This is a genomic window from Pseudomonas rossensis (assembly GCF_039888995.1).
Lineage (GTDB): Bacteria > Pseudomonadota > Gammaproteobacteria > Pseudomonadales > Pseudomonadaceae > Aquipseudomonas > Aquipseudomonas rossensis.
This window is the reverse complement of sequence record NZ_JBBWCB010000097.1, coordinates 1-21,583: the sequence shown is the minus strand read 5'-3', so window position 1 is coordinate 21,583 and position 21,583 is coordinate 1. Positions and strand designations below refer to the sequence as shown.

At 54.3% G+C, this 21,583-nt stretch carries 14 protein-coding genes and 1 pseudogene; 5 read left to right on the top strand and 10 right to left on the bottom strand.

Going from position 1 to position 21,583, the window contains the following annotated elements; translation table 11 throughout:
* The 7 genes from WLY71_RS21990 to WLY71_RS21960 all read right to left on the bottom strand — a co-directional run.
* Nucleotides 1–199: hypothetical protein (locus WLY71_RS21990; RefSeq protein WP_347805210.1), on the bottom strand; the 199-nt coding region annotated here is incomplete at its 3' end.
* A 133-nt stretch (nt 200–332) separates the two neighbouring features.
* On the bottom strand, nt 333–848 hold the full coding sequence (locus WLY71_RS21985; RefSeq protein WP_017338154.1) for an Hcp family type VI secretion system effector: 516 nt from the start codon (nt 846–848) through the stop codon (nt 333–335).
* A gap of 1,316 nt (nt 849–2,164) precedes the next feature.
* Nucleotides 2,165–3,061, bottom strand: coding sequence for a hypothetical protein (locus WLY71_RS21980; RefSeq protein ID WP_347805209.1), 897 nt, complete (start codon nt 3,059–3,061; stop codon nt 2,165–2,167).
* Nucleotides 3,062–3,729: 668 nt separating this feature from the next.
* Nucleotides 3,730–6,075, bottom strand: coding sequence for an ATP-binding protein (locus tag WLY71_RS21975; protein WP_347805208.1), 2,346 nt, complete (start codon nt 6,073–6,075; stop codon nt 3,730–3,732).
* Between the two features lie 2 nt (nt 6,076–6,077).
* Entirely contained in the window at nt 6,078–7,529 is a 1,452-nt protein-coding gene (locus WLY71_RS21970) for a metallophosphoesterase family protein (RefSeq protein WP_347805207.1), read from the bottom strand.
* Between the two features lie 503 nt (nt 7,530–8,032).
* On the bottom strand, nt 8,033–11,887 hold the full coding sequence (locus tag WLY71_RS21965; RefSeq protein ID WP_347805206.1) for an alpha/beta fold hydrolase: 3,855 nt from the start codon (nt 11,885–11,887) through the stop codon (nt 8,033–8,035).
* Between the two features lie 1,111 nt (nt 11,888–12,998).
* On the bottom strand, nt 12,999–14,108 hold the full coding sequence (locus WLY71_RS21960; protein WP_347805205.1) for a helix-turn-helix transcriptional regulator: 1,110 nt from the start codon (nt 14,106–14,108) through the stop codon (nt 12,999–13,001).
* 54 nt (nt 14,109–14,162) lie between these two features.
* Between WLY71_RS21960 and WLY71_RS21955 the strand changes: the two genes are divergently transcribed.
* Both WLY71_RS21955 and WLY71_RS21950 read left to right on the top strand, forming a co-directional pair.
* On the top strand, nt 14,163–14,963 hold the full coding sequence (locus tag WLY71_RS21955; RefSeq protein ID WP_347805204.1) for a tetratricopeptide repeat protein: 801 nt from the start codon (nt 14,163–14,165) through the stop codon (nt 14,961–14,963).
* A gap of 95 nt (nt 14,964–15,058) precedes the next feature.
* Nucleotides 15,059–16,108: a hypothetical protein gene (locus tag WLY71_RS21950; RefSeq protein ID WP_347805203.1), complete on the top strand. Its 1,050-nt coding sequence runs from the start codon at nt 15,059–15,061 to the stop codon at nt 16,106–16,108.
* 96 nt (nt 16,109–16,204) lie between these two features.
* Here the strand turns inward: WLY71_RS21950 and WLY71_RS21945 are convergent.
* Nucleotides 16,205–16,363, bottom strand: a pseudogene (locus WLY71_RS21945) (IS3 family transposase); the annotation flags it as partial.
* A gap of 591 nt (nt 16,364–16,954) precedes the next feature.
* Here WLY71_RS21945 and WLY71_RS21940 point away from each other — a divergent pair.
* A complete protein-coding gene (locus tag WLY71_RS21940; protein ID WP_347805202.1) occupies nt 16,955–18,100 on the top strand; it encodes a PDDEXK-like family protein in 1,146 nt (381 codons plus the stop codon).
* A 179-nt stretch (nt 18,101–18,279) separates the two neighbouring features.
* Here the strand turns inward: WLY71_RS21940 and WLY71_RS21935 are convergent, their stop codons facing one another.
* Nucleotides 18,280–18,978, bottom strand: coding sequence for a hypothetical protein (locus WLY71_RS21935; protein ID WP_347805201.1), 699 nt, complete (start codon nt 18,976–18,978; stop codon nt 18,280–18,282).
* 152 nt (nt 18,979–19,130) lie between these two features.
* On the opposite strand from WLY71_RS21935, the gene WLY71_RS21930 reads away from it, so the two are divergent.
* The gene (locus WLY71_RS21930) at nt 19,131–19,898 is read left to right on the top strand and encodes an SIR2 family NAD-dependent protein deacylase (protein WP_347805200.1); all 768 of its coding nucleotides are present in this window, start codon (nt 19,131–19,133) and stop codon (nt 19,896–19,898) included.
* A gap of 128 nt (nt 19,899–20,026) precedes the next feature.
* Here the strand turns inward: WLY71_RS21930 and WLY71_RS21925 are convergent, their stop codons facing one another.
* Nucleotides 20,027–20,176: a hypothetical protein gene (locus WLY71_RS21925; RefSeq protein WP_347805199.1), complete on the bottom strand. Its 150-nt coding sequence runs from the start codon at nt 20,174–20,176 to the stop codon at nt 20,027–20,029.
* 255 nt (nt 20,177–20,431) lie between these two features.
* Between WLY71_RS21925 and WLY71_RS21920 the strand changes: the two genes are divergently transcribed.
* Nucleotides 20,432–21,583, top strand: a 1,152-nt coding sequence (locus WLY71_RS21920) for an N-acetylmuramoyl-L-alanine amidase (RefSeq protein ID WP_347805198.1), incomplete at its 3' end; no start/stop codon positions are given.

Below are 21,583 nucleotides of genomic sequence, written 5' to 3'. Positions count from 1 at the left end.
CGTCAGGCGAGAGCTGCAAGAAGGCCGGTTTGTGCAGCAGGGTTTCGAGGTCCAGGGACGGCTGTTCACTGACCAGTTCCACCTCAAACACAAAAGGCTGGCTGATGGCTTCCCGACCTTGCAGGGCAAGCACCTGGAGATCGTTGTCCAGTCCTTCGATAGTCAGGGCAAAGTGAGTCTGATTGGCCAGCGCGAACATCCCTTGTTCCTCGTGCAGTGCAGCGGCGTTCGCCAAAGCCCCAGGAAAAGGGGTCAGCAGACGCAAAATTCTGGAAAGGCGTAAACAACATCGACCAGCAGAGCTGGCCGATGCGTGAAGCGGTCAGCCGCGATTAAGCGACTGGCTGACGCCAGTCATCGGAACCCGAAGTACCGGATACTTCGTGGGTCCAGGTGATTTTGCGGTAGGTGAACTGCACTTCTTCCAGGTGCGTGAAGTGGGAGTTCGACGGATCCTGGCAGTTGTGCATTTTGTTGTTGATGGCGACGATGATCGCGTCTTCCAGTTTGGTGGTGTAGTAGTGCTCTTGGGTCCCTTGGGCCGAAGTGCGGAACCACTGGATAACGATTTCGCTCATGCGCTCTCCGGAAGTCAGAGCGGCTTGCAGCAGTGGCGAAGACTTGTCGTAGACCTTGGTGATCACGACTGGTTTGTGTACGCGCTGACCGGTCGGTTGGCCGGACTGCGGGTCACGCGGGATGATTACGTCGTGGTTGAAAGCCTGAACCATGACCTGGTCTTCGTGACCTTCTTGGTAGGTGTTGCCAACCGAGTCGGCGGTGAATGCGCCGGCAGTGATCAGACCTTGTTTTTCGCCAGTGACGGACATGTACGCTGGTGTAGCCATGGATGTGCTCCTTGCTAAAAATTTAGGGTGCCCGGGAGGCGATATCGCCCGGTGGGTGCCTGACTGTAGTCAAGGTCCGTGCCAGAAAAGTTTAGGGCCAAGTAAACCGGGGGGATGGCCGAGTTTTCTCAATCACTTGAGTGAGTTTCAAGGGAAATCACCCCATAAAGTGCGCAAGAAGTTGCGCAGTACTGCGCAACTTCTTGCGCACTCGACTACAGGCCACGGCGGGCTTGGCGCTTAGCGATGTTGGAGGGGTTTTTTGCGAACAAGTGCGCAACTTCTTGCGCATAATGGCGATTAGGCATCAGTAGAATATGATGGTGTAGCCAAACTGTGCCGCTGACCGAGCATTGACTTGATAACAGGCTGTCCTGCCGGCTGAAAACTGTCCCAGGTTTTCAATTTACGCCCATTAGTTTTCGAGTAGGAGGACACGGGTCATCGGATTCGCCAAGCAGTAACCCGCCCTAGATCAAACTGCAATCGGCAGGGTGGGTCAGTTTTCAATCAGCGCCAACAAGCACATGTAGATACGCGATCATGATTGCGATCAACTAATACGCAAATCTAGCGACATCTAGCAAAACTCGCTATACATCGCTAGACCTTCCTATATTTCGTTGGCCAGTTCGGCCACTAACTTGTCCACCGACCGCTAAGAACTGTCGGTCGCCACCGTCAGCCTTGGGTCGGATAGCGACGGTCTTGCGCGATCTCTTCACCGGCTTAGGACGGACAAACTCCGATAGGTAGGCATTTCTGGCTCCGTGTAAACCACTTTTTTGATCTGTAATCCCCTGCGGTTAACAATTCAAAAAGTGGTTTACAGCAAGCAAGTGCGACGCATACAGAATCAATTAGACCCTTGAGTCGCCTCCAGCCACGGCTCCAGCTCAAGAATGACCAAGGTGTCATGGCGGCTGAGCGAGCGTTGATACGCAGAGTGATGAAGCATCAATTACCTCTGATGGTCTCATTGCGTTTTATCCGTAAGAGCATTGTTTGTTGGCGTCGACGCCGAATTGACCCAGCTGCCGAGATTTCACTGACCCAGTCTGACTCCTTGCGAATCATTGTCTGTGCTGGATTTGTGCAGGTTTGGAGATGGGTCAGTCTTGCCTCGGCACGTGGGTCGATTCGGCCTCGGCGTCAACACCCCTGTCGACCGCAGTATTTGCAGTCAGCCTCCGTACCGTGGGTGTCGAACAACCTCTTCAGTGGAGCCGGTGTTACGCAATCCACGCAAATCATAGATACTTCCCGAATCTCGCTTTTCTTGGCCGTTTGCAGATGCGGCGGCGTTTTCGTAGCGTTTACAGCAGATCGCCCAGTACTTCCCTAGCAAGCTCAACCCTGTCCATCCTTCGATATGCATGATCCGCTGGCATCTGGATGAGGCGCTCGAACCAACGCGATTCAAAGGTGATGACGTCCTTGTGAACGTCCACAAGGTCCCCCTTGAGGCTTTGCGATACTACAAACACCATGCTCTCAATCAAGCCAGACGCCTCGCTATCTTTGACGATTCGATGCCGGATGAAACTCATCTTGAGATCGATAAAGGCACCTTTAGTCGCAGTATCCAGGCGACCGTTACTATCGATCTTGCCCTTGGGGACGTGGGTGAGAATTGCTTTCGTCAGCTCATTGTTTCCATTGACCTTTTGGGCAAACAGGGGTGTGGCGTCCGACATGTAAGCAAAGATCCAGGGCACATTTCGGAGCGTCGCTCCGGTGTAGAGATAGCCCTGTTCTCCCTTGTAACGCTCCAGCATTCCCCTCAACGCCCTCGGGGACAGCACCACTTGGGTTTGCTTCTCCAGGATGTAAACCACGCGATCGAACTGCTCAATCAGCAGCTTGATGATTTTCCGCGGAACCCCATCAAACCTGGCCTTACGATCACTTTTTTGGTGCTGACGTGGCTTGAAGTACGGACAGTTGTCACGAGCTTCGGTATCCAGCGGGGCGATGCCTCGGATGCCCGACATCGTGTGTTTCCCGTATGGGTTCTTCACGTTTTCAGGTAACTGATAGAGACCGACCAGCTGAATCGGATTGTCGCAAGCCGGGCATACCGCGAATTGCGAGAGCTTTTCCCCACTTCCGCTCTGGTACCACGGCTCCCTACGCAGGGTGTCTGCTTCAAATTGATCCTTGTCTATGAGCTTGCCGCTCGTGTCTTCGACGTAAAGTTTGTACTCATCCATTCCCGCTGAAACCCCATCAAATCAAGATTTCCAGATGGTACCCAGCGTGGATCCAAGGGAACAGTAGGTTGCTTGGGCTCTCTGTAACCGGACGCCCAGCAGGCGCAGGTAGAGAGGCGGACAGGGCCTGGTACCGCTCTGCAGGTGCGTGATCAGCCACTCATCACGATGATTACATATCGTTAGATTCGCGCAAAAGTCGATCGCAGCCATTACCGAATTTACATGCGCTGACGCCGACGCCGAATTGACCCACGTGCCGCGGCAGACTGCCCCATCTCCAAACCCGCACAAATCCAGCACAGACAATGATTCGCGAGGAGTCAGACTGGGTCAGCGAAGTCTCGGCAACGCCAACAGCCCAAGGTGAGGTACGTGGTCGATGAATTGGTTCGACTTTGTGAGCATTGGCAATACCCGCTTCTGCGCACTCCCGGCCGGTTTATTCAGCAGTGGAGCACGTGAGGCATCTCTCGAATAGTTCGCCTTGATCAAATCCTGAGCGCAGACGGGGGCTAAGTAAGCTCGATGTCGTCATGAGCTAGATCTCGTAATGCCTATCGGCCAAGCCTGACCCAACTTCTTGGGCCAGGTTGTCTGTCTGGATCTCTCAGTCCCAAGGCAGAGCAATTAGATCCTTGGCTTTGGGTGTGCCTAATAGCAGTTTGCTATGCCGGCTCTCTAATGGAGCCTGTCGCCAACGGTTCATGGTGCATGAGTAGATCGAACCTCACGTAAAACTCGACCGGCCCATCCGTCACCTTGAAACATTCTGTCAACGCCGATGGTACTGGGACAAGAATGCGATTGTTGGCGACTATGGTCGTCGTGGTTAACGCACTACCACCCGCATCACCGGCGTTTCGCAGCCCTCGAAGCTCGATGTCGTAATACAGGCTTATTCCCGAATTTGCTCCCGAGAACAAGTAGACAATGCGACGCCCAGCCCATGCCACTTGGGTCGAGTGTGGCCATTTGAAGAACTCAAGCTCTTGCTGGAATAATCGATCAGACAGTGCCAAGAACATTTTGTAATTGTTGAGATGTGGCAGCTCTTGATCTGTCGTCAATAAGCGCTCATCAATGCTGGTGTCGAGTCGCAAAATTGGCGAGCCTGCGACCGGAGCCGCGACGGGTTGACCAGTCGCTGCAGGTACTGCCGCGCTGATGACATCTGGTAAAACCTTCTCAACCGTTCCTACTTGGCGCGGGGTTACATGCTGGGTCTGCACGGCCGTCGCTGCCACAGCCGCTTTCAGAACCTGGGTGATTTCAACCTTGCCGCTCAAATAATCGGCAATCAGTGGTTCTAGCGCGCCGTTATCCTCGCGATCGAGCCGGTATAGCTCTCTCTTGCGCTCCAGCGAGCGCTGCAGGGCATCAAGTCCAGACCGCTGAGAGCTGGGCACGAAAGACTGAATGTGCGAGTAGATATGTACCCTTACCAGATCCTTGGTGAAGCTCTCCAAAAGGTCAAAGGATGTATGGATGTGGCTGAGTATCGCTCGCAGGGGCGCCCATTTTCTGGATAGCGTGAGTGTCACCTGATCGCCAAGAATCTTGGCGATCAGGGGCACGCCATGAGTGATATCTGCCCAAATGATCTTCACATCGTCGAGCATATAGTCGTTCCGCAGTACCTTCGCCAGAGCGAACGTCAAACTCACCTCATCACGCGTAAGCTCGCTAGGCCCGTACTCTTTCGTCACCGTTGCATGATTGGGGATGCTCGGGACTTTCAGGATCTGGCTCAGATATCGCCGCTGCAGTTCGCGACGAGGTTGATTTTGGCTGATCCGAAGCAGCGGTATATCTGAGCCTGAAAACATTTTGATCAGATCAGGGTCGGTACCTTCATAGGACTGCATCTCAATATTTGCGAAATGAGTCTGCAGCATGCCCAATTCGATCTGATCCTCCCCATCTTGCACCTGGATTTTTATCCGCTTCGCTAAATCAGTCCTGTTTGAATTCACTGCATACTGTTGAAACGCGGCCAAGCTGTCCGCTATAGGGTGGACTGCGAGTAGCTCAGTGAGATGAAGCTCCAGTGGGGGAAAGATCCTCGAAGCCTCTGCAATCGACTCACGAGTTAACGCCTCACGGCCTGCGGTAGGCACCAGAAACGGCAAATCCGCAACCCCGCCTAATTGATAGGTGCTGGCAACAGGGAGGGGCGCAAGACCAAAGCTGGAACGCAATCCCATTATAGAACCCATGCCACTGCGAAGGCACAGCGATCCCTTGATTGGAGTACCGTCAAGGCAGAACTCAGTGCACACGACGCCAACGCCGATATTGCCTGAGATGTAAGCTTCCAGTTCGAATGTCAGCGCGTCCGCTTGCACTTTGGTTTTGCCGATGGACTGCCACCCACTGATGCCAATCGATGCCATTTGATCCTGTTGACTAACCAGCTCATCGTTGATGAAAACCGGAACAGGAAGAAATTTGACGAACTGACCTACGTACGCTTTCAATCCCAGCAAATCGAGCTGCGTGTTCTCATCCAGTGTCGCCAGGATGCTCGTACCAATCGGTGTTGACTCGTCGAGCTCCTCGAAAGTGATGCAGTCCTGGCCAATCTTGAGGTTTTGTTTTTGTGCTGTGGTGCGATAGCCAACCTCGTCGGTTGATGTGCGAGTGGTGACGCTGAGTTCAGCGCACACGCCGAAGTTGGCCATCGCGCCTATGCCAAAGGTACCAATTACGCCTGCTTTACGTGCGCTCTCTGTGTTCTTGCCAGAGGAGCCAGCTCTCCAGAAGTTGTCTCGCAACACGGATTCGGACATCCCGATCCCGTCGTCGGTTATCGAAATCGTCCCGGGAGCCACCTTGACCTCGATCAGGTACTCGGTAAGCGGCCGGCCCTCTACGTCGGCCCGCATGAGAATGGCGTCATAGCTGTTCTGAACATTTTCTCGCACCATGGCGAATGGCGAGTCGTAAATCTGCTTTGAGAGAATCTCAAGCACACGATCAGTCTCAACCTGAAAAGGAATACTCGTCGACATGTTCACTTACCTTTCAGAGTCGCTTGAGATATTTGGATACGCTGCTGAACAGCCAGCTCTGGGCATTCCCGCGCAAAGCTTGAAGAGATCAGCGCCCGAAGCGAAGCCCAATCACACAAGGCTTCGTAGGCGTCACATAGCAATAAAAAATCTGCAGCAGAGGAGGGAGGGCTAAACAGGTTGATAGCCTCTTTCCAGTTCTCTGATGCCGCTAGTGCAGTAGCAGCAATCTGCCTAGCCCACGGATCACTCAGGTGCATCCGAACCAGTTCGAAGGCATCTACAGGCAGGCCTTGATGGATAAGTTGGTCTGCCTTACCGGCAGCGTCGAAGGCTGAACGCCCCTGCGCCTTCCGCTGTGCGAGCTTAAACTTCATGGAGCTGCCGCCGAATTCGGCAACATGACCTCGCTCCCAGATAGGCGAGCTGAAGTCCGAGTTGGTCATGGCCCTTACGTGAATCGTACCGACCCCTTCGTCTTGGTCGAGCACAACGAGGTTATAGGCCCTCATCCGTCCACTGGGCAGCGAGTGGGGGCCACCGCAAAGTGTGCCAGCGCTGATCACGGATATATGGCGATGACTGTCTGCGGAGAAACGGTTTTCAAGGAGTTCAGGGCGGTGCTGGTGGCCATGCATTCCGATGGAGCAGTTCGCATCCATAAGGTGCCGCAGAAATCCGGACTCGATATAGTCATTCTCCTTGGGCCCACCCTGAATGCTGTGGTGCCAAACGCCTATGATCAGGCGACCATCCTTGACTATGGGATTGGCTTCATCCATCGCCCGCGTGATGGCTTCTACCGAAATATGGCCTGTGCGGTTATAGAGATCGTTGTCATGGCAGCTCGAAAACCCCACGATGCACACCCCGAGCTTTGGGAAGTCGTGTGTCGAGTATTGCTCCTCCGGCACGAGTGAAAACTTTCGTCCCCCGTTGTAGAAGCGCTCGTAAAATTTCGCATACGGTTCAAGGCGCTGGTTGTAGAGCGTCAGGTTTGCAATCCTCAGCACCTCAAATGCATCAAGGTTTAACCTTAAAGTTGACTCGGGCTCCATCAGCTCGCGGGCAAGTTTTTTCTTCCCTTCGGCATCCTCGGGCATGGCAACAGGTACCAGAGCCCTGCTGACGTGAGGCATGCTGATGTCATGGTTGCCTGGTACCAGAATGACGCGCTCCCTGTCGCCACCAAAAAAACGATCAGCCAGCCCTGTTAACGTTTCATACGCTTCGTCGTACTGTTTTGCGAGCTGGGCATCACCGTCAGTATCGGAGCCTCTAACGCCATAAACGATATCGCCGCTGATAACCGCAAGGTCAGGCTTGGGAATCCCTTCATTAGCGGTGTACCGATCCATATCCCGGCCAAGCGAGGACAGCAACGTCGCTGTCCGGATACGGCTCTCAGCGTCCCTGTGTAAGTCCGACAAATGCATGATGGTGGTCGTAGGCATAACATTGATCCGCGATTCTAATTCAGGGGATGAGTCACAGAGTTGCAGGCTGCAGGTTGCAGGTTGCAGGTTGCAGACGGTATTTTGTCGTCCGGGTTGCAGGCGGGACTCGAATCTCATGCCTTCGGAGTGTTGCAATCCTACCAATCAGCTCGGTATGAACGAATGCAATATTTGGAATATTTTAATCGCACGACCCGGCTCACAAATTCTGATGAGATTTCGGGGTCGAAAGGCAACGTCGTCTCTAGCGTATCCCGCTGAGGCCAATGTTTGAGGACGATGCCAAAGCTCTTTTGCTCAGCGCTATGCGAAACAACGGAATCGAGATGCCGGCGTCGGATCTTCCTTACCAAGCTGAAGCTTATGAACAGCTCATTCGTGTCGTGCGTACACCACGAGAGATAAAGCGAATGATTGGGACAGCTGAGACCCAACCCCGAATCGCAAGTCTGCAGGTGGGAATTTGGTCAACAGCCGTTACGTACCCGCGGCGCAGTCCATCACGCAAGAAACTGTCCTGACTCGTCGATGAAAAGCTCCCCTCGCACAGCTTCTACCTGGCGGATGAACCACACGGCGTTTTCATTCTTCAGATGAACCGTGTCCTTGAGTAGGTTGATCAAATCGTAACGTGGGTGCGCTCTGAGGCAATTGCCGACATAGCGATAATGGTTCAGGTTTATTTCATTCTCAAGCACTCGCTCGATCAACACGACGTGCGCGCGACGGTGTAGCGGGTTGCTCGATTTACTTAATTGATACAGTAATTGTTCTTGGTTGATGTCTTCGCAATCTATGGCCCTGATCACAGCCGACTCAGGAAAAGACTCAAAGCTTTCGCTGAACACTCTCGGGATCAGCGCAGCTAGCTTGGGGGTCGCAACCATCTCTTCGAAAAGTTCGGGATGGTAGGATTTGACGCTTTTAAGGGCGGTTAAGACCTCTTCCTTTCGACCATCGTCAGCTGAGCAATGGTTAAGGACGAAATCGATGGCCAGTTCAGGAATCCTTGCCAGCATACCTGGAGCAAAATGACTGTCCCAATGGCGATACGCCACATGGGACGCAACATAAACATCAAAAGGAAATGAGTGCTCGCCGGTATCGATCTGGATTTGCGAATGTGTTTCTCGTTGCCAGGCTGCATAGAGCCGGAGCACTTGCTCTAGGTGAATCTGCGGAAGTGAAAAAGACGCACGGCTTAAAAAATCAACGATGCTGCGCATTCCGCCTGGTTTTGCTTTGGCGACTGCAGCTAGGGCATCTTGGACTGCTTTAGGCTGCATCTGTCCTTTGAAGCGGCTCCAAATTTCAGGGATGAGCGTATCGGGCGTACTGTCTAGATACGCCATGTGCTCCAGAGCAGGAATTACATGAACATTGTCGAAGGTGAGCGGTAAGTCGGCGATCAAGGTCGGCAGCATTGTTACCCCGTGGCGTGCAATGAGCACTCGCCAGCCGATGTGGTGATGGCCTGCTGCGATCCATTGTCTCGCAGTTTCATCATCAATATCGGGCGATACGACTTCTTCCAATTTGTGGTGGTGGGTTTTACCAGGCAGGGCGAAGGCGACTTTTTGGAATTCCGCGACCCATCTGTCCCCAAGATCTACGATCACGTACGCCAGCAGCTTTTGAGCGTCCGGGCTCATATTGCCAAATTCTGCCAACAGAACGTCGAACGCTCGATCATCGCCGCAGTCCAAAATCACCTGATTGATGTCGAGCCAGCCGCTGGAGCCTCGCGAAATGACTTCATCAATGATGCGGCCATAGTTTTGCGCGATCGTCATTGCCAATGCGGCGTTGGAGCGTCGCTTGGCCGCGAGCTTAAGCTTCCAGGGAGCATCTCTGTACAGATCGTCAAGTCGATGGATACCCCATCGCGGTATTTCAGGGCTGCAGGCAAGCGCGGTGGCCAGTGCTTCTTCCCAGGTGATTTTGCCAGCTGACGCCATCTGCTCCAGCCAATCAACCCAGTTAGCACCGCCTGTTCTGGCAATGGCGTCAAGGAGATACTCCGTCCCTGGTGAACCTAACCATTCGCAGACGATGCCTCTCTGGGCAAACAGGTCCGTGATTTCCAGTGCGTGTATCCATATTGGCTGGGCTGCTTTTTTCCGGTACAGCTCGCTTAGAATATCCAGAGCTTGACGCAGGTACTGTGGTCTCTGGCTTAGCAAACTAGCGAGCGCAGCCCGACCTCTAACCGCCAGGCGAGGATCCGAAAACGCTCGATCCAAGGCAGATACAATGGCCGGGTGTGGTTGCTGCAACCCTGTACTGGCATCAAACTCGGCTGCGAGTAACAGGTCGCTCGCTACCGTCTGCACGATGAGCGACGGATCAGCAGGTTGGCCGGATTGAAGCGCGAGGCTGTAGCTTTCCCGAGTCGACAATTGGTTGATGGCTTCGCACGTTCCAATTCCTTGCAGGAGCCCGCATCCACAGAGCCAACTCCAATACAGGTCATGCACTGGCACCGCCAGCCCGCCGCGATTTGTAATGGAACCCAACGATTCCAGAAGACGCACGGGCTCGGCAATGCCAAGCTGCGTGGCGGCTATGCGAAGTTGTGAAACCAAGCGGCTATAAGATCGATCGCCTGAAATGGTTACCGCCGCGACCGCACGACTCAGCGCATCGCTAAACCGCTCAGGCATATTGCGGGCTAAACGATTATGAAAATCGTGAAGAAGGGCTCCGGTTGCTGAGCTACTGTTCCCTGACAGTACGTACAGAGACAACAACAGTGGCAGACGCAAGAGGTCAAGTAGATCGCTAGGCATTTCGGATTGACCTGGCCTTGCTTTGGTCACGGTTTGCGCTACCAACTGCGAAGGGCATGGCTCAAGCGTCCAGACTTTAAAGGCCGTGTCGCCGACATCCGCATACCGGGCATTGGCGATTACGCGCGAACCCTGCAGCACCCTAAGTGCTTTAGACTTTTCTCCAATGTTTTCCCCTGCTGCGAACTCTGACCACCCGTCGATGCAGAGGCAGACTCTCGGATCACGCAGTACCATATCCGGTGATAAGTCAGGGGACAGATCGGTGATGATTCCCTTAACCTGATCCCACGTAGTCAACCCCCCGATCGGAAGGAATAAAGGGACAACATCCGAGCTTTCTAGCAGCCGGTCTGCCATGTGCCATAACGCGTGAGTCTTGCCTGAACCTGGAGTCGCGACGACCAGGTGCTTAGGTTCTGCCGAGGTTGCCAGTTCCCGAAGGGGGCATCTGATAAACGAATTCTCACCTGCTTCGCCAACTTCGACGACAACACGGTCAAAAGATGTCAGCGCAATCAAGGCCTGTGACGCGGCAACTGGTGCGTTCGGAAACAGTGATGTAATGGAGGAGGGCAGTCCTCCGTCGAGCAGTTCGCGTGCTAACTGGCGTAGGTGCGTCAGACGTAGGGATGAGGCAGCAGGTTTCCCGTCCAATGAGGAATGTTTGACGACGCAGCTCTGATCCTCGCGCTCCGTAGCAGAAAACTTTGGGGTCAAAACAGTGGGTTGCGCTTCAGCTGTTTGTGCGCTTGCCGGGGCTGTTAGGGTGGTCGCCGGGATAGCTTCGATTATTGCGAGCATCGCTTTGTAGATGATGGCTTCACGGCTCTTTGGCTTGGCGATCTGGATGTGGTCGTAGTCGAGCGGAATAGGTGTGACGCCGGCAATTTGAGGATCACTGCTGTTACGGTCGACGATTATGACGCGCGGGCCAAACGCAAGACGCCAAACCTTTCGGCCTAGGAAAACACCCTGCGTCTCGAAAAAAACCTTTACCTGGAATCTCCAATCACTCTGCAGCTTTTGGAACTGGCCATTGAGGATCTTCAACCATGCATCGTCCTCTCTCATGTTGTGCACTTGTGGGTTAGTACGCAGCACACCTGATACTGCCGCTGCCACGGTCGCTAGGGTAGAGCCTTGATGAGGCGTGCCCACAAAAACAATTGCTGATACACACTGAAGAACTGGCAGGAAGTTTTGGTCTTGCAAAGTAGATGCGTGCACCAGTCCCGCCTTAATGACCAACCCACCAAGGCTGTGGCCAACCAGGATCAGGCGTCGTCCAGAAAGTGCCTTTTCATAAAGCAGCGCCGACATGAATGCTGCGCCAAGATCTGCAAGGTGCATCGCACTGTCAGTCCACCCCGAGAGCGCGGCACCATACTTGAGAAGCCAGACGTTGCATTGTGCGTCTTCCCCAATCCATTTAGGCCAGAGCGTCGTGTGATCAAGGGGATTGGACATCCACGTCTCACGCACGTCACCACCTAAACCGTGGATGAACACCACATGTACGGAGTCTGACGAGTCTGCCACGTGTACCCGGGTTAATTCTGCCATTGCTATCTCATCGACACGTTGAGCTGCGGCTTACAGGTTTGGCGCTGAATCCAGCTACAACCACCATGAGGGCGACATGGATCGTGCAATCACACACGGTCTAGGGCCTGTTTGCAAAAGGAGTCAGTTTCAAGCAATCGCAGGTTTACCTCAACGCTATTCATAGGGAAAAAATTTCGTGTGTGGGACGTCCCAGGTTGGAGGGGTGAGCTCTGGCTTGGCATCATGGCAGCAGTGAGAAAGCGGCTTTTGAGGGTGGGTACAGCATTCACACGTGCAGCATGACAGTCCGTAGGAGTGGGCGAGCCAACAGCTTACGTTTCCAGCCTGAAACTCAGGCGCTGGCAAAGATACTTGGCCTTTTCGCAACGGGGGCGTGTAACTGGAAATATCGCCCCAGTCACATGTTGCGAAACCAACGTAATTAGCAAGCTGCTGTAAAACACTTTTTTGAATTGTTAACCTCAGGGGTCTACAGATCAAAAAAGCGGTTTACACGGAGCTAGAAATTTCGACTAAGTCGTCCTCACATGTTGGCGCTGATGCGATTTTTAGCCGCCGGGGTTTATCAGACCACTACATTAGATATAGAAGGAAGCAGCGTCAGAGGGGACCAGGATCACCCAGCTCAGAAAATCGAACGCTACGAGCTTCATTCAACCAAGTTCGCTATCGTGCTGTAAACGGATATCAAGATCACCTAGCGAAAAAGACCAAGTCTCCCGCACTTACGCTCGATCCTCATATGGGGAGCGTACTTTCCACCTGTGGAGGAGCGTAGATTTTCCATATAGCTTTCGAGCCCAGCTCTGACGCATGCGTAGTCATTAGGCGCAGCCCGCCCAAAAATGATGCTCAATGCAGTGTCCACCTCGGGTCTCACTCGGATTTTCTCCGAGACAACAGCGAGACCTACACTTTCCAAAATGATAAACAACGCTTCCTCAAGGCAAATCAAACGGGCCCAAAGTGAATCGCCCCTAGTTTCGTAGACTGTCACCGGCAATGCATTTTTGACCCAAATGCTCACACCGAGTCTTGGTCGATGATGTTCCGGGGATGCTTAAAGTAATGGATCGGCATCTGTGTCCGAAACAGGTTCCGACTCAAGTCAACCGCAGGCCGGACTATCGGCGTAATAGCTGGCTGCAGTCGCCACACAGTGGGCGACCTTCTGACGCAACCGCGCAGGCTCCAGCACTTCAAGATTTTCTCCATGGCGCAGAACCCACCAGACTAGGCCTTGGGAATAGTCCGTTTCGCACTCTAGCAACCACCACTTCTCGTCCAGCCGTGTAAACCGCTGATACTCGGCGAGCGGGGTTTCGCTAGGATCCAGGCGAGCGCGCATTTTCTCGTTGATTCGCAGCTTCAGTGCGATCGGGTCAGGCTCCACCAGCCTCTGCGTGTACGCCTTCAGATCGAAGCCCACAGGCACAACCACCCCACGTGCACTCATCGGTTTGACTTCTCGAAAGCGTTGCAGCGGCAATGTGCGCACCGTTTCCTCGCCTTCAAAGGTGCAAATCACATAAATGCTCGAATCCTGATAGGAAAGACCCAGTGGGTTGATGACCTTACGCTTCTCTTGAGCACTGTTTTGCGAGTAATACAGGGACTCTATTTGGTATCCCCCAAGCAGCGCTAGCTGCACTTCATGCAACCAGCGTTCGTTGATTTGCGCCTGGCGCAGTTGCAGCTGTTGAGTGCCCATCACCACCTTGCCCAGCCAACGCCCTTCGTGGCGCAAGTGCTTCATCAGCAATTCCTTCGAACTCTGGTACTGCTCTTCAATGTCATCCAGCGCAGCCTGATGCAGCAAGTGGCTGGCCTGTTCGTAAAGAGTGACAATGCTCAGCGCTACCCGGGCCGACTTGAGCATTTTGAGGTCTGCTTTCGGGAGCTTGGTAACCGCCCCATTCAGGTCCAATCGGGACGTTTTGGCCAGACACCATCGCGGTGGTTTATCACCATCAACCAATACGATTTCCTGATCATCACGCAGATGCTGCACGTCGCGCTGCACCGTACGTATTTCTTCCTTGAAGCCTTCTTCCTGAAGAAAAATACCAAGCTCCGCCGTCGTGATTCCTGTCTTGCCCGCTAAAGCAATTTTTGCGTGCAGGCGATTGCGCCGATCACGGGTGATGGCCGCTTGCCCCCTGTTGCCGGCTGCGCCATTAGTTCCTGGATCCATTTCGTTTGGCTCCCTGTGCGACAAGTCTTGTCGTTAGCTCGCAGATACTAGCTAGACAGCGAATGAGGAGCGAGTGTCGTGACGCAAATATCGATCACCCATGTACTGGAGACCCTTCTCCCGTCGACTGAATGCCTGGAATTTCAAGCACCCGCGGGGCCGCAATTTTATGAAGTTGGTATCGGCATGCCGGCGCGGCGTGTGTTCAAGCGGGCGGGCGAGCCCAACCTGAGCGGGATCGAGGGATTAAATATGATCAGCCCGGAGCAACAGCTGGAGGAAAATCAGGCACTGGCCCTGCACTACTCAGACCTGCGTCAGGCGGCCCTTGGCGGGGATGTCGAAGCGCTGATTGATCTGGGCTGGATTTGGCTCAACGGGCGCGGTGTGCCCGCCGATCACCAACTGGCCTGGCGATTGAATAAACTGGCGGCTGCACTGGGACGTGGTGAAGCGCTGTTCAATCTGGGCGAACAGCATGCCTATGGCAAGGGCGTACAAGTGGACCTGACCATGGCCGCCGATTTCTACGAACAGGCATACAATAAAGGTATCCAGCGCGCAGCGGTGGCTTTGGGTGGCGTCCATGAAGCGTTTTCGAACCTCAATATTGCCTACATCTGGTATCTGCGAGGTGCCGCCTCAGGGGATCTGGAGGCCGCCTGTGGATTGGGACGAGTTTCATTGAATGACGCCATGAGCCATGATGTGGCCACTGGCCTCTACTGGCTGCAACATGCAGCGTTGATGGGTCACATGGAAGCAACACGGTTACTGATTACCTTTCTGGAAAATCCACACAACTTCCCGGACATTGACGGACGCCTGCACAGATTCTGGTGCGAACATCTGTTGCGGCTGGAAGGGCGTCTTTTTTAAGGTTCTTCCCGGGATTCCGTGAAGAACCTTTTTTCATGACCTGATTCGGCAACAAACAAGCGGCATTGGAATTCAACTCGCAAAGGAGCATTAGCGTGACGCTGCATGACTCGATCATTCTGGAAATTCAAAATGGCAAGCTGGCAAGTGAACTAAGAGCGACTGACTTGTTAGCCGACGAGCGCAAGGTTCTGCGTCGTGTCAAAGACGCTGACGTAGAGCGGTACCGAGTGGGATTCGACTTCTACAGCGAAAGTCATGTCCGCACCGAACTGGCCAACAATGCCGAAAATACCGGGTACTGGGTCAAAGCTGGGCAACCTGCCAAATACAAACGGGTCGCCGAGGGTCTATACCGGGTAATTGCCATCGAAGAACTGGAGGAGTTGCTGGACGCGAACGAAGGCGCTCCGCTCCCTGCCCGGGCTTGCTCGCAGGTCACGGTCCTTGAAGAACGACTTGCCTGCTTCCTCGAACAGGAGCCCTTCCAGATTTACGACAAAATGCGCAGCAGCCATCACCCGCAACAGCCTGTGATCGGTTTCGATGCTCGTTTATCCAGCTATTTCTGGCCCAACCCATCAGTTGGCTTCGCTGCGACCGATTTACACCTGCAGGGCTTTATTGGTCGGGCCCGTGACCTGAAAGGTGACCTGCACGCCAATGCTGCGCAGGTACTCGCATTATTCGCGAATATCTGTGCATGGGGTGGTGTTCAACTGCCGACCGACGATGCACAGGTCGTTGTGGACAATCTGACTCGGGCAGAACGTCAGAGCCGTCAAACACCGGCATTGATGAACAGTGCCTGGACAAAGCTATATGCAATCTTCTACCCGGACGATTTCGTTATCTACGATTCGCGGGTTGCAACGGCCATGATCGCAATCGCCGAACAGTGCATGAGCGACTCCGAACTCGTCACATTCAAAAACAGCTATCCGAACCTTGGGAAAGTCGCTGGCAGGGGCGGTTCGCGACCGCGAGCTACTGCCACCTTCTGGCGTAATGCCTACACCTCATGGCCAGCTCAACTCGACGCAAATGAATTGTCGACAAAGGTACTCAGCCAGCTCAATCGGCGCTTGCACAAAACCTACAGCCTGCGGCAATTGGAAGCGGTGTTGTTTATGGAAGGTTACTGATCGGGGAGTTCCTGGTCACCGATGGGGCTTCGAAAGGAGCGCCATCGAGTACTTTCTAGCGCTTCTTCAAATTCAACTGCGCTCCAACTGTAGTGGTCAACTAATCCCGGACACTGCGTTAAGTTTTTCCTCGGCAACAGCGGGCGCCAGCCCGCTGTTGCACTGGTGTGGCCGTTGCCAGTTGTACCGCTGCATCAGGAACCGACCGATATCTTGCTGGGCTAGCGACGCATTCATGTAGCCCACGGTTGGTACTCTCTGGCCGAAGAAACACGATCCAAAAATGACCTGATATCATCCGCTCTGCTCTCTGCCCATTGGGAGACAGAGAGAACAAAGAAGCCCCGGCAGGGCCAACCTCCGGGGTTTAACTTAACCAAGAGCCACAAAGGGAAGAAAGCGCTGTTTGCCCTCGAAGGTTGGTCCCGAGCCGCCCTTTGTGAAGGGCAGAGATCGGCCGATTCTGTTGAAAAAGTCGGTCCGCCCAAACTGCCCGAATATTGACCGGTGAAAACACCTTTTTTGCACGCTGCTACGTGAAATCTGAGCCCGGAAGCCTCTGCTCAAAGTAAGGATTTCAATCTCAGACGCGTACTTTTCTGCTGTGGAAACCATGGCGGACTTTTTCAACAGAATCGGCCAATAGCAGACGCTCACAGAGGGCAAATATCGACTCAAACCGGCCGGTCGTGGTGTTGAGAAATCCAGTGGCGATTCAATCAAACGGGATTATCCAGGCTGAATCATCGCAAGGCGATTACGAAAAATTGCATTAGTACACTGTAGTCGGCAAGATATCAAAATGACACTATCTCCTGCGCATCCATGGTTTAAAGGAATGAAACGATGAGTGATTTGTTCCATCACGCTGCGCTCATGCGAGCGAGTCACCACCGAGAGCCAGGTTTCAATCTATTTTCGGTGCTGCGGACGAATAGCGATGAGGTTTATTTGCACTCCAGATTTTTGGCTTTCCTGTTAGACCCCAGCGGCGCACATGCTTGCGGCAGCGGGTTGCTCCAAGCGTTTCTGGAAGTTATGAAAATCGAGAACTTCGAAGTCGAGACTGCGACGGTCCAGGCAGAATACAAAAGCATCGATATCTTCATCAGGAATGCCAAAGGACAAGCCATTGTTATTGAAAACAAAATCTATGCTCAAGATGCCTACGAACAGCTCTATCGTTATGACCAGTTGGTAAAAAAAGAGGGTTACCAGCAAATCACGAACTGCTACCTGACGCTGGACGGTTCCGAACCCGCAGAGCACAGCAAAAGGGATGTACAGGTCACCCTCATCAGCTACGAGACCGACATCGTGCGTTGGCTGGAGCTTTGTGTGCCTTTGGTTGCCCGCAACGCAGGCTTGCGGGAGGGTGTATTCCAGTACATCGAGTTGCTGAAAAGACTGACGTCTACCGATCAAGGAGGAAAATACATGGATGAACTGAAGAAAAAGCTGCGTGAAGGCGACAACCTGCTTTTAGTCGCTGATATTGATCAGGCTTATAAAGAGGTGCTTGTAGATTTGCAGGAGGAGCTATGGGAGCATATGCGGGCTTACCGGCTGGCAACGTACCCCGAGATGCCCGCAGCTGAGGATACGGCTGATCGCGATACTATCCGCAACTATTACACGAAGTCGAAGAACAATCGGTATTACGGCCTGTACTATCCGCTGGCGGGGATTCCTGGCTACGCCTATATCCAAGTTGATCACCGTCTTTACTTTGGTTATTGCACCAAAGAGGATGAGCAGCCTTCGGAACTCAAAGCGTTGTTGAAGCTGAGTCAAACAGTGCCGGAGAGTATGGGTAAGGCGGAAGAGCTTTTTTGGCGTTATCCGACACAAAATCTCGATCTACGTTTCCCTACCCGACAAGACCTGAAAGCGCTGCGCGATCCCGCTGTGCAAATGGCAATTGCTAAGGAGCTGGTCGATGGGGTCCATATGCTTTGGTCAAAGGCGTTGGGGGCGGCTCAGGCTCTCTAGGATTCATGACCGGCCGCTTAAGGCTGTGGACGATCACGGTGTCTACGAAACCTGTGGCGATTCAGTCACGAGTTTCAATGGTATCTCTCGTTAGGATTGGGGGTTCCCAGCCTGCAGCTGTAGGGTGACCTCCAAGATCCAGGGCGAGTCGTATGTGAAGTAGCACGATGAAGCTCAAATCAACTGTCTCGGCTCTCAACAGGTTCACCGAGCAGCATCACGGCGCAATCTTCATCAAGGTGAATACCCCCCGCAAACTTGAACCAACCGTCCTGACTGTGGTGGAGGTCAAAAATCTCTCCCATTGAGCTGACAGGACAGAAGCGACCGACAGGCCCATAGAACATGGCGAGCAAATTCGTGTAGTCGGGTATGGTGCTCAACGCTGAAACAATTTCATACTCATCCACCGGACGTATAAGAGTGAATTTCAAACGCGGGTTGGCGACAGCCTCCAGTACCGTGGCGAGATCATGACAGTCGGCTGCTGGCATCTGGGCACCCAGGTGGAAGCCGGACAGATAGCGCATGACCATACCTGCCCACCGCGCAAAATCGAGTCCGTCTGCCTCTGGCTCATGAACAAGCTGAAAGTGCCGTGTACGGGAGGGCCGGGAGGTTGGTTCGGCGTCCAGGAAGAAAGCGTTGCAAGTCCAGGTACCGGTGAATGACGTCGAGCAGTCGCTGGCCATGTTCACCAGAAACACGAATCTTATGTACTCGTTTGCCGGCGCCGGTCCTGAGCAGAGCCCGGACTCATCAGTGAAGTAGTAGACCGCTGCGCAGTCGCTCGGAAGCACGAATTCGAACAGTTGCTTTCTTCGTTCCACCGCGCGCTGAGCGTCGTACGGCGGGAAGTCAGAAAAAGGGCTATTCATGATCGATCCTTGTCGTTGAGATCTGGCCTTGCCTGGCGCCCTATGTTTGGCATACCGGGGGGTGTTAGTCATTCTGCAGCACTGTGCGCCGAGGATATCAGCCCCCTCAAGCGCGAGGTATGATTTCCCTCCAGCACTCATTGTCTCCGAACATGAACTCTGAACACACATTTGCCAAAACCGTGGATCGCCTGCGAGTTGCCCGGCATGTCGTCATTTTCACCGGCGCCGGCATTTCGGCGCAGAGCGGTATTGCAACGTTTCGCGACCAGTCCACCGGCCTCTGGTCTCGCTATGATCCGCAGCAGTTAGCGACGCCCGCTGCGTTCAGGCGCGATCCCGGGTTAGTGTGGGGTTGGTATGCGTGGCGCCGAACGCTTGTTGGTAACGCGCAACCGAATGATGGGCACCTGGCTGTCGCCAAGCTTCGGGAGTTCCTGCCCTGCGTGACGCTTATCACGCAGAACGTCGACGACCTTCACGAGCGGGCGGGATGTAAGGATGTAATCCATCTCCACGGCAACATAGCTTGCGCCCGTTGTTTCGCTTGCAATCGTCCCTATCCGAACGAGCTGCCCGCGAACATGGAGCCGGGTGGAGGCCGACAGGAACCGCCGCGTTGCCTTCATTGTGGTGGCCGCGTTCGACCCGATGTGGTCTGGTTCGGCGAGTCATTGCCGGATGGAGAGCTGAGGCGCGCTTATCGGGCCGCACGCGAGTGCGACGTATTGCTGTCGATCGGTACCTCAGGGCATGTTTACCCGGCCGCCCATATCCCGGAGTTGGCATCCAAACATGGTGCTTGGGTAGTCCATATCAACATCGAGCCCAATGACGTCTCGCCTGATGACACTCTCGTGGGGCTTGCGAGCCAATGGCTGATGGAGCTCGTTGAAGCTCTGGGCATCGGCGCTCCTTAACTCCCCATCGGCGCCAAGCCCTAGCTTTGGAGTTGAACTTGTAGTGGTGCCCACGCTGGCGGTGAAGTTCGTCCAAATGCAGGGCTTTAACCACATGGAGCACTGTCACTCTGAATCACCCGGGTTTTCTAGACGTGTTGGCGCTGATGAATAGCCGCGGCCAAGTTGCCCGGTTCACCCTTCGTCCCGTGACCTTGCAGGCCGGTGGTCAGCAGTGACCACTCGGAAGACCCCGCCGCAGATTTCGGCAGGCGTACAAGGTGTAAGGCACTTTCCATCCCAGTTGCCGTGAAGCCGTTTCCCCACGAAACAACGGAAGTACGCAACCCCCGCGTATCCGCTCCCACCCCGACCAGCTACAAGTTCGGCGAATTGAATCAGAAAGGTGCGATACGAGGCAGGTAGTGGCTTTTTTGGGCAGTGCGACGTCCAAGTGACCGGCCGGCCTGGCCGTCAATGGACAAAGCACCATTCCCGCCTAGAGTTTCCTTCAGTGTCATCTTGCGTAACCTTTGCCCAAGAGGCTTTCCATCATGTCGACGCCGACCTTTATCAGGCTCAGCTTGGAGCAGTTCACTCAGCTGCTTGCCCAGTATCCCTTCAGTCGTAAAATCAATGCAGTGCACATGCATCACACCTGGCGACCGAGCCGACGGGACTTCAAGGGGCATGAAACCATCGTCGGCATGTGGCGATACCACACCCAGACCAATGGCTGGAGTGATATTGCCCAGCACATCACCATTGATCCGCAAGGTTTCATCTGGCTCGGGCGCAACTGGAACCAGCCACCGGCGAGCGCTGCCGGGCATAACGGCAATGCCTCGTTCGGCCCGTTCATGTTCGAGATGATCGGGGACTTTGACCAGGATCGTGACCCCTTCGATGGTCCGCAACGCGATTCGGCATTGCGGGTGGTGGCCCTGGTTCAGGAGAAATTCGACCTGCCGCTGGAAAGCCTGCGCTTTCATAGTTCGATGTCGAGCAAGTCGTGCCCGGGCAGCAGCCTGGACTACCAGCAGATTCTGGCCGAGGTGCAGGGTCTGCGCGAGCGAATAGCCAGCCAGAGCCAGGGTCGTGGCCTCGGTGAACCGGAGGAGGGACCCTTTCCCGGTGAGCAGGCTCATGTCCTGCGTGATGCCATTGACGCGCTGTCGCGCATGCCGAGGGGGACCGACCCGGCGGATGCAGAGTTGGCTCACGATGAGCACGAGGCGCGGTCCACCGAAGAACCACGAGAGCTGTCCGCAACTGCGCGCGGACACGGGTTGACCCCTGGGCAACTGGCCGCGCTGCAGCCGCACCTGGTCAATCTCACCTTGGGGCGATTTACAAGCGAAGGAGAGGTCACGACTTCAGCGGCCGATGTAGATGCGATATTCGAGGAGCATCTGATCGAGGCCCTGGCGGTGGCGAAGCGGGAGAATCGCAAACTGCGCGTGTTGCTCTACGCCCACGGCGGGTTGATCTCGCAGTCCGCCGGCCTGGAAATTGCGCAGAAACATATGGCGTGGTGGCTGAGCAATGGAATTTACCCGATCTATTTCATCTGGCGGACCGGCTTTTTCGAGACCATCGGCAGTCTGCTCAAGCGCGCCTGGCCGGGCGCGGCCCGGGATCTGGCCGACTTCAGTTCAGACCTGCTGATTGAAGGTGCCGCGCGAGCCCTGGGCGGGGAGAGCATC

Excerpts from the sequence above, each read along its gene's own strand:
- WLY71_RS21930 (WP_347805200.1), top strand. The coding sequence starts at position 19,131 with ATGAACTCTGAACACACATTTGCCAAAACCGTGGATCGCCTGCGAGTT.
- WLY71_RS21975 (WP_347805208.1), bottom strand. The coding sequence starts at position 6,075 with ATGTCGACGAGTATTCCTTTTCAGGTTGAGACTGATCGTGTGCTTGAG.
- WLY71_RS21980 (WP_347805209.1), bottom strand. The coding sequence starts at position 3,061 with ATGGATGAGTACAAACTTTACGTCGAAGACACGAGCGGCAAGCTCATA.
- WLY71_RS21935 (WP_347805201.1), bottom strand. The coding sequence starts at position 18,978 with ATGAATAGCCCTTTTTCTGACTTCCCGCCGTACGACGCTCAGCGCGCG.
- WLY71_RS21925 (WP_347805199.1), bottom strand. The coding sequence starts at position 20,176 with ATGGAAAGTGCCTTACACCTTGTACGCCTGCCGAAATCTGCGGCGGGG.
- WLY71_RS21965 (WP_347805206.1), bottom strand. The coding sequence starts at position 11,887 with ATGGCAGAATTAACCCGGGTACACGTGGCAGACTCGTCAGACTCCGTA.
- WLY71_RS21985 (WP_017338154.1), bottom strand. The coding sequence starts at position 848 with ATGGCTACACCAGCGTACATGTCCGTCACTGGCGAAAAACAAGGTCTG.
- WLY71_RS21940 (WP_347805202.1), top strand. The coding sequence starts at position 16,955 with ATGAGTGATTTGTTCCATCACGCTGCGCTCATGCGAGCGAGTCACCAC.
- WLY71_RS21970 (WP_347805207.1), bottom strand. The coding sequence starts at position 7,529 with ATGCCTACGACCACCATCATGCATTTGTCGGACTTACACAGGGACGCT.